Consider the following 8769-nt stretch of genomic DNA (forward strand, 5'->3'; position numbering starts at 1 on the left):
ATCATGGAGGATGTGGTGCGCCGTTACCGTGAGGGCACGGCGCTGATCACTGCGATGATGGCGATCGGGGCCGACACCGAACACACCAGGTACGCGGTCGTCACCGACGCGGACGGGCGGCTCGTCGGAACCTATTTCCCCGCCGACATGACCCGCCAGACCGGGTGGCACGTCCTGACCCCGCGGACCCGGCTCCCGTTCCCGTCCCCACCGAAGCCCACGCCACCGCCCGGCTCGTCGCCCACACCTGACCCCCGAAACGCCTTGAGCCCCGCCCCCGGGAACTCAAAACGATCAACTCCAGCTCCCCACCGAACGTCCGCTCCCCACCCGCGGGTGACGTGTCGATCACCCGACCCCTGCCCGAAACACGCCACCAGGTCACCCGGCCCGGAGCACCGGAAGGAGCGCCGATCATGACCACCGCCGAGCCCTGTCCCACCGACCCGCGCACCGACAGCACGGGCACGGGCGGGTCGCCGACTGATGCCGGGGCGGGCGCGGTCACCGCGTCCGGGCGGCTGCGCGCCGGTGAGCTGCGCCGCCGAGTGGCACAATTCCTCGCCGACCACCCCACGGACCCGGTGACGCCGGGGGAGATCGCGCGCAACCTGGCGCGCTCGCCCGGCGCGGTCGCCAACGCGCTCGGCGTGCTCGCATCCCGGGGCGAGGCCGAACAACTACCGACCCGACCCGTCCGGTACCGGGCCACCCCGACCACGGCCGCCGCCACCGCCATAGCGTCCCGGCGCCCCACGACCGGCACCACCACGGTCGGTGCCGGTGGCGCGAAACGGCCGCGCCGCTGCACCGGCGCCGGAAGCGGCACTACCACCTGTGCGGCGGGCACCGCCACCGCGACTGCCGCCGGGACCGTCGCGACCGCAGCGGGTACCACGCCGGGCGGCGGGTCGACCACGGCAGCGGCCGCGACGACCGCAGCCACGACGACCGCAGCCACGACTGCGCCCGCGACGGCAGCGGCGGTGTCGGAGGAGTCGGTGACGGGGCCGGTGGCCCGCCCGAATGGGACCTCCTATCACCCGCGTCGGTTGTCCGGGATGGCGGATGTGACGGCGCTGCGGAACCTGCGCCGGGCCGGGGTGCCCGCACTCATGTACGGGCCACCGGGCACCGGGAAGACGTCGGTGGTGGAGGCCGCGTTCGGGGATCTGATCACCGTGCAGGGCGACGGGGACACCACGGTCGCGGATTTCGTCGGCGAGTACACCCAGACCGCCGATGGTCGCTACCAGTTCGTGCACGGCCCGCTGGTGCGCGCGATGCGCGAGGGGCGGGCGCTGTTCATCGACGATGCCACGCTGATCCCGCCGACCGTGCTGGCCGTGGTGTACCCGGCCATGGACGGGCGCCGTGAGATCATCCTGAAAGCGCACGCCGGTGAGGTCGTGACCGCCGTCGACGGGTTCTACGTGGTGGCCGGGCACAACCCGGGCGTGCACGGTGCGGTCTTGACGGACGCGCTGGCGTCGAGGTTCTCGGTGCAGATCCGGGTCAGCACTGACTATGACCTGGCCGCGCAACTCGCGGTCGACCGGCGCGCGGTGAAGATCGCCCGCAACCTGGCCACCCGGGTCGAGAAGGGTGAGATCGGGTGGGCGCCGCAGCTGCGGGAACTGCTGGCCTTCCAGAAGATCGCCGAGGTGCTCGGCCCGATGGCCGCCGCCGCGAACCTGGTCGGGATCGCCCCCGAAGACGACCAGGAGACGGTCGCGGCGGTCGTGCGCACCGTGTTCGGCACCCCCGTCGAACCCCTCGCCCTCGGCACCCGCATCTAACCCATTCCACCCCGGCCGACCACGGCCCGCCGCGTAGACGAAGGAGGGCACTGTGCGATGAGCGCGCACCTGATCAGCGACGAGACCGCGACCACCACGACTCTGGACCCGGCCACCGACGCGGGCTGGTTGGCGCTGTCGGCGGCGGTCACGGAGGAGGCCCCACTGATCGCCGACCGCGACGACCTCGTGGTCACCGTTGCGCCCGGCGCCGGGCGCGGATGCCCGGCCTGCTTCTTCCCGCCGCACGCCGCGATCGAGATCGACGGCGTGTACCTCCCGGCCGGGGTCGACCCCGGCACCGCCGCCCCGCAGCGCAGCGGGGACCGCGGCCGCTACGCGGCGCTGTGGGGGCTGCTGGTGCACGAGTGCGCACACGCCCGGCACAGCCGGTGGGACCCGCCGCCGGGCGCCCCGCCCGCGGTCGTGTCGGCCGCGTTGCTGTTGGAGGAGTCCCGGATCGAAGGCGCCCACATCCGACGCCGCCCCGATGACCGGCACTGGCTGCGCGCCTCGGCCACCGGGCTGGTGCTCGACGAGATCGGCCCCGGCAGCGGGATGACCCGCCCGGAGGCCGCCCACACCGCCGGGCTGCTGCTGGCCCGCGTCGACGCCGGAATCCTCACCCCGCCCGAGACCGCACCTGTCGCCGCCACCATCGAGACGATCCTCGGCGCCGCCACCCTCGCCCAGCTACGGGAGATCTGGCAGGCCGCGCACCGCACGGACGACGACGACGTCGACACCATGCTCGAGCTCGCCCGCCGCTGGTGTGACACCGTCGGCATCCCCACCGCGCCCACCCCCGCTGCCACCCCGCCCGGCAGCAGCGGCACCCCCCACACACCCGTGACCCCCACCGGGGAACCGACGCGGCCGGGGGAGACGCCCACCGGTGAAGGAACGGGCGAGCCGGGAGAGACCGGTGAGATGCGGGCGCCGTCGGACATGGACCGGGCGATCAGCGCGACGCTGGCCCGGGTCGCGACCGCGGTGGCGTGCGAACCGCTCCCTGCCGACCCGGCCGAGCTCGCCACCGCCGCCGCGGATGAGGAGGCGCGGGCCGCTGCCGCCGCGGACAGGTCCGCGCGGCGGGTGTTCTCCCCGACGCGCGGCCACACATCGTCCGGGTCGACCGCGATCTCCGGTACCCGCCCGCCGGATCCGGCGGAGCGGGTCGCGGCCCGCCAGTTGGGGCGGGCGTTGGACACCGCCGCCGTCCGGGATCGGGCCGTGATCAAGACCGGGTCGGTGCTGCCGCCGGGCCGGTTGCGGATGCGCGGCGCGCTGGCCGCGGACGCGCAACGCGCCGCCGGGGCGACGCCGACCGCCGAGCGGTTCGTCCGCGCCACCCGCAAGATCACCCCCGCGCCGCCGCTGCGGCTGGGAATCGCCTGCGACGTGTCCGGGTCGATGCGCGCGGTCGCCGCCCCGGTGGCCTCGGCCGCGTGGATCCTCGCTCAGGCCGCCCACCACACCCGCACCGACGCCTGCACCGCAACCGTGATCTTCGGCAAGTACGTACGCCCGATCACCCGCCCCGGAGAAACCCCGCCACAGGTGGCCGAGTTCGACGCCGTCGATGGCACCGAGGACGTCCCGACCGCGCTCGATGCCCTCGACGGTGCCCTCGGACTCTGCAGGCCCGGCGCGGCCCGGCTGCTGGTCGTGATCAGCGACGGACAGTTCACCGCCCGCAGGCGCGCGGCCGGACAGACCCGCATCGACCGGCTACGCCACAGCGGCTGCGCCGTGCTGTGGCTCGCCCCGCCCAGCCCCTACATCGAGCCGCTCGACGGCGCCACCGTGCACACCCTCACCGACCCCACCACCACCGCCCGCGCCATCGGCAAGGCAGCGACCACCGCCCTGCGCACCGCCCGCTGACCCCCCACACCAACGCGCCGCGGGCCCTTTTGACCCAGCGGGCCCGGCGGCCGTTCGCCCGATCCGTCTGGAGGAATGCGATTAGCGCCACCACGTCGTCACCGCCCCGCACATCGGGCCGCGCACGCGATCGACCGGCTGGTCGAGGCCACGACCCCGCTTGACTCCGCCACCGCAACCAAGCGTCCATATGTGGACCCCGTGCACCACGGCAGCGCGCGCCGTCGGGGCCCACCGCCTCCGGAGGCATGACCCACCCCACCCACCATCAGGGAAACGGGAGACCGTCATGCCCAACCCCACCCCGCCCACCCCAACACCGGACACCGCCCAGACCGGCACTGCTCAGACCGGCACTGCTCAGACCGGCGCCGCAGCGGACAGCGACGGCCGCGAGGCCACGACGTCCACCCGCACGCGCACGCACGACCACTCCGCCACCGCTGATCGCCCGGCCGGGGACTCCGCGGCCCGCCGTATCCGCGGTGGTGAGTTCGAGGACCGGGTGTGGGCCGCGCTGCGGCGCCACCCGGGTGCCACCGCCGCCGAGCTGGCCGCCGAGGCGCCGGGCTCCCGCTCCGCGGTCGGGAAGCTACTGGCCGCCTGGGCGGCCGACGGCAGCGCCACCTCGACCGCGGGGCCCAAGCCCCGCGACGCCCGCCGATGGACCGCAGCACCCATCACGCACGACACCGCCCCGACCGGACCGTCCACCGGCCCGCAAGCCGAACTCGAGGACAGCAACAGTGCACCCAGCGCCGCCCACCCAGACACGGTGGACACAGCAGCCAACGCCGACGGCGGTGAAGACCACGCACCTGCCACCGCGCGGGACGGAATCGACCACGCAGCCGACCCTGTGGATGCCCCCGCCGAGACAGACGACCCCGTCCACACGAGCCATACGCCCAGCGCAGCAACCAGCCGCTGGAACGCCCGCGGCCCCGAGGTGGACGCGGCTGTGCCCGACCGGCCCGGCGCCGGCGGTGTTGATGGCCTCGACGCTGGGATCGCCGGTGCCGACGTCGAGACCCCCGGGACGAGCGGAGCTGTGCTCGCCGCCGAACCCGCTCGGGGCCGCGAGTTGAGCCGTGCGCGGGCGGCAGGGCGTAATCGGTCCGGGTCCATCCGGCTGCCGAAGGGCGGTCTACGTGGGCAGGTCGAGGACTACCTGGCCGATACGCCGGGCGAGCACAGCCCGATCCAGATCGGGAAGGTGCTCGGTCGTTCCTCGGGTGCGATCGCGAACGCGCTCGAGTCGCTCGTCGGATCGGGCGGCGCGGTCCGCACGTGGGAGCGACCCCGCCGCTACAGTCACCCCGACCACGCCGATGCCATCGACCAGACCGACCGCCACGCCGCGCGCGACCGCGCAGCGGCAGACCGCGGGGGCACACGGCCGCGTGGCGCGGGCCGCGGGGTATGCGGGGTCGGCACCTACGTCACGGTGCTCGCGGTGCTGCCCCTGGACAGCGTCGACGCGATCAGCACCGACGAGATCGCTGACTGGGTGCGTACCCGGGTACCGGGGCGGGTGCTGTTCGCTGCCGCCGCCCACGGCGTGACCAGGGCCGCGCTGTCCGCCGGTGCCGAACCAGCCGCCTGGCCAACCACCGCAACGGACACCACCGAGGGTGACGTCGCCCCCGGGCTGCACGCCTCCCGCCCGGCCAGCCCAGACTCGTCCGGTCATGAGGAGTCCGATCCTGACGCCGCCGCCGACGCCGGGATCGAACGCGACACCGTCACCGGAGGTGAGGAGCCCGACGGGCACGGCGACGCCGAGGCTGGCAATGAGGGCCGCCGCGGTGACGACGGAGGTAGTGGCACCACTCATCGTGTGGCAGGCGAGCAAGCCGAGGCTGCCGCTGTCTGTGGGGGCGAGGCATGAGCGAGGAGGCGTGGGCGTATCTATCTCGGGTGGCCGAGCCGCCCGCCCCCGGCGTGGCCGCACTCGCGGCCCGGCTCGGGCCCGTCGAGGCTGCGGAGCGGATCCGATCGGGGCGGGTCAGCGACCGCGTGGCCGCCGAGACCCACGACCGGCACAGGGTGTGGCGGGCCGAGGCCGACCTGGCCGCCGCCGCGGCGGTCGGCGCCCGGCTCGTCACGCCCGGGCACGCGGAGTGGCCCACCGGGCTGTTCGATGCCTGCACGACAACCGGTGATGCCGGCACCACAACCTGGGCCCCGGCCCTCGCACCGCCAGTCGCGCTGTGGGTGCGCGGCCCCGCACGACTGACTGAGTGTTGCGAGCGGGCGGTCGCGGTGATCGGGTCGCGGGCGGCCACCAATTACGGCACCCATCTCGCCAGCGACCTCGGCGCCGGGCTGGCCCGGGGCGGGAAGAGCGTTGTCGCGGCGGCCTCGCAGGGCATCGACGCCGCCGCGCTGAAAGGCGTGCTCGCGGTCGCAGGAATCTCCCTTGCGATGCGTCCGAGCGGGATCGATCAACCGGTCCCGCGGCCGCTCGCACCCTTGCTGGAGGCGGTCACGGCGACCGGGCTGGTCGTCAGCGAGTACCCGCCCGGCGTTGCGCCGTCTCGCACCAGGCTGATCGCACGCAGCCGGCTCCTCGCCGCTTTGTCTCGCGCCACCGTTGTGTCCCGCCTGCCGCTGCAGGAGGTTCGTGAGGTGTCGGCCTTCCCGGACGGGTTGCGCCCGATCCAGGTCGACGACACCGCCCCCGAGGTGTCTACGGTCGGCCGGGCCGTGCTGATCGGGCAGGTACAGGCGGGTGGGCACACGGTGTCGCTGGTGACGTGTCACCTGAAGTCGAAGCTGTTGACCTTCCCCGGTGGCCGGTTCTCCACCAGTGACGACGCCGAACGGGCCCGCTTCGCGGCCTTCGCCCTCTACCGACGCGCCGCCGAGGCAGTCACCGTCCGTCAGGCGGCCACCGAACTGCTGGCCGGGAACGGCCAACATCGGGCCGTGATCGTGCTGGGCGATCTCAACGACGAACCGGAGGCCGCGACTACGCAGATCCTGCACGGCCCTCCCGGATCCGAGATCGGCACCGGCGGCTACAGCCAACCGGACCGGGGGGACGGGCAGCGGCTGTGGAACCTCGCCGCCCGCATCCCGCAACCGCAGCGCTACACGCGGATCTACCGCGGCCGCCCGGAGCTGATCGACCACATTCTGGCCAGCCATCAAGTCACCCAGGCCGTCGCCGATGGCGACGTCACCGCCGGCCCGGCACCGGCCTCGATCGAGGACAACCCGAACGTGCGCCGCGACGCCCCCGGCTCCGACCACCGACCGGTGGTAGCCACGATCAACCTGCCCTGACCTCGCTCAGAGCAGCCCTCGGCGGTCAGGCGGTGCCGTGGTCGGCGGCCCGCCGCAGCATGTCGGCGATGGCGGGGAACTCGTCGCGAATGCGGGCTGCGGCCGCTTCGAGTTCCTCCGAGTCGGCATAGCGCAGCCCGGTCGGTGCCCCGCCATCGTCGTGACGGCCGGTGTGGTGTGGCCACGGACGGCCGATCCGCGCGACGGTGGTGAGGATTGTCTCGATCGTTCCCCGGTCGGCGAGCTGGGCCCGTGCCTTGGGCCGGCGCTGGTCGAGAACCATCAGCTTGGTGTGCACCAAGGGGTTACTGATCTTGACGCGGCGTGCGCTGACCAGCAGGCTCAGCGCCGCGGGACTGAGCCCGATGATGCGGGCCAGCCGGGCTTGGCTGATGCCGTAATCCGCGAGCAGGCGGTAAACGACGGTGCGCAGCGGCGCGCCATACAACTCCCGCTGGCGCTCGCGGATCAACGCCGTACGCGCGGCCGGGGTCACCACCAACGAATCGGCTGCCATATTCAGCGATGCTCGCACGAACGCACGAATCTCGCGGGCGAACGACAAAAGCCCAAACCCAACGAGGAACGCCCCGGGGGGCGCGCCGGCCAGCGGGAGCAACTCCCTGTCTCGGCCGAGCCCGCGTGCGCGGGGTCAGGCTGCGTGCGGCTGCCACGCCGGTCCGGCAGGAGACGGTGCCCGGAGCGGCGTCACGCCGGTCTGGAGGTTACGTGGTTCAGCCGACCGGTCCTTGGGCCGCGTCGCAGCCTGCTGGATGGGCTCCGTGCCCGTCGGGCGCACGCGCGAGTCCCGGTTCCAGAGCCGCTGGGCGGCCCGAAGATGTGGGCGTGGCCGCCTCGGGTGGATCGCCGACCGGGTAAGAACCCCACCCGGATCCCGCGACCGTCCGGGGCTGCTGTGGCGGTGTGCTCGTAGCCATCGAGTAGGGCGGCCAGGTCCTTGAGCGCGTCCGGATCGCCGACCTCCTGCACTGCGAGCACATCCGGGCTCAGCTGGCCGATCGCCTGCGCCAACGCCTCAAGCTTCGCCGTGTAGGCGGCGTCGGTGCTGGGCCCGGACGGCCCGGGCCGGAACAGGTTCTCCAAATTCCACGTCCCCACCTTCACCATCACCCTGCTCCGATCCCTCACACCCAATCCGGCCGCCCCAGCCGTGCATCGTCAGCCGAGCAGAGCAGGACTGCGCCCGTGCTGATACCTCGACAGGCCGGTGCCGGGTGACTCGTCGCCTGACCGACATCCAGCGGCCACACCCCGTTCAGCAACCACCGGCCGGAGGTTGAACGGTGACACATCGCGCGCGAGTCCCAGATGGTTGAGCGGCCGGGGGTCGGCGCTAAGCGCCTTCTGACGGCGACACTGCACGGCGGGACTCGTCGATGCTCGAGCGGTCAGCGGCGCGGTTCTGATTCCCGCCGGACTGAGGGCGTTCGCCGGAACGAGGATCCCCTGATGATGTGAGTGCGCCGCACCGTAGGCATCGCATATCGCGAAGTCAACGCGCCCGAACTTGTGTATAGCCGGTCACTGTCAGGGGTGATCATCCTCCGCTGCCGGTCGGGCGAGGATGCCGGTGGTGAGGTCGTCGAGGTTGTCGAGGACGAGTCGGGAGAGGTCGAGGCGACCGCCACTCGCTACCCACATGTTGAGCCCGACCCGAAAGGCGGCGACCGCGCCCGCGGCGACCAGCCGCGGGCGCCGGGCGTCGTCGATCTCGTTAAGGCGAGCTACGGTGACGCGGCGGACGAGCCGCTCGAAGCCAGCGAACACAGCA

The 8769-nt window shown here is 73.3% G+C and carries 7 protein-coding genes; 5 read left to right on the forward strand and 2 right to left on the reverse strand.

What is annotated here, in order from left to right; translation table 11 throughout:
• Positions 1–416: 416 nt before the first annotated feature.
• The 4 genes from ABEA81_RS12015 to ABEA81_RS12030 all read left to right on the forward strand — a co-directional run bounded on the left by ABEA81_RS12015 (position 417) and on the right by ABEA81_RS12030 (position 6977).
• Entirely contained in the window at positions 417–1799 is a 1383-nt protein-coding gene (locus ABEA81_RS12015) for an AAA family ATPase (protein ID WP_345605042.1), read from the forward strand.
• Positions 1800–1856: 57 nt separating this feature from the next.
• Positions 1857–3686, forward strand: a complete 1830-nt coding sequence (locus ABEA81_RS12020) for a vWA domain-containing protein (protein ID WP_345605043.1) — start codon at positions 1857–1859, stop codon at positions 3684–3686.
• A gap of 505 nt (positions 3687–4191) precedes the next feature.
• Positions 4192–5577 (forward strand): hypothetical protein, encoded by a 1386-nt coding sequence (locus tag ABEA81_RS12025; protein WP_345605044.1) that lies wholly within the window; start codon positions 4192–4194, stop codon positions 5575–5577.
• A gap of 29 nt (positions 5578–5606) precedes the next feature.
• Positions 5607–6977 (forward strand): DNA-processing protein DprA, encoded by a 1371-nt coding sequence (locus ABEA81_RS12030; RefSeq protein ID WP_345605046.1) that lies wholly within the window; start codon positions 5607–5609, stop codon positions 6975–6977.
• Positions 6978–7002: 25 nt separating this feature from the next.
• Here the strand turns inward: ABEA81_RS12030 and ABEA81_RS12035 are convergent, their stop codons facing one another.
• Both ABEA81_RS12035 and ABEA81_RS12040 read right to left on the reverse strand, forming a co-directional pair.
• Positions 7003–7494, reverse strand: a complete 492-nt coding sequence (locus tag ABEA81_RS12035) for an XRE family transcriptional regulator (RefSeq protein WP_345605047.1) — start codon at positions 7492–7494, stop codon at positions 7003–7005.
• Between the two features lie 191 nt (positions 7495–7685).
• Positions 7686–8105: an endonuclease/exonuclease/phosphatase family protein gene (locus tag ABEA81_RS12040; protein WP_345605065.1), complete on the reverse strand. Its 420-nt coding sequence runs from the start codon at positions 8103–8105 to the stop codon at positions 7686–7688.
• Between the two features lie 426 nt (positions 8106–8531).
• Here ABEA81_RS12040 and ABEA81_RS12045 point away from each other — a divergent pair.
• Positions 8532–8769, forward strand: a 238-nt coding sequence (locus ABEA81_RS12045) for a hypothetical protein (RefSeq protein ID WP_345605048.1), incomplete at its 3' end; no start/stop codon positions are given.

It is taken from the genome of Pseudonocardia adelaidensis (assembly GCF_039543345.1).
GTDB classification, from domain to species: Bacteria; Actinomycetota; Actinomycetes; order Mycobacteriales; family Pseudonocardiaceae; genus Pseudonocardia; species Pseudonocardia adelaidensis.

Coding starts and splice junctions, on each gene's coding strand:
- ABEA81_RS12015 (WP_345605042.1), top strand. CDS start 417: ATGACCACCGCCGAGCCCTGTCCCACCGACCCGCGCACCGACAGCACG.
- ABEA81_RS12020 (WP_345605043.1), top strand. CDS start 1,857: ATGAGCGCGCACCTGATCAGCGACGAGACCGCGACCACCACGACTCTG.
- ABEA81_RS12035 (WP_345605047.1), bottom strand. CDS start 7,494: ATGGCAGCCGATTCGTTGGTGGTGACCCCGGCCGCGCGTACGGCGTTG.
- ABEA81_RS12040 (WP_345605065.1), bottom strand. CDS start 8,105: ATGGTGAAGGTGGGGACGTGGAATTTGGAGAACCTGTTCCGGCCCGGG.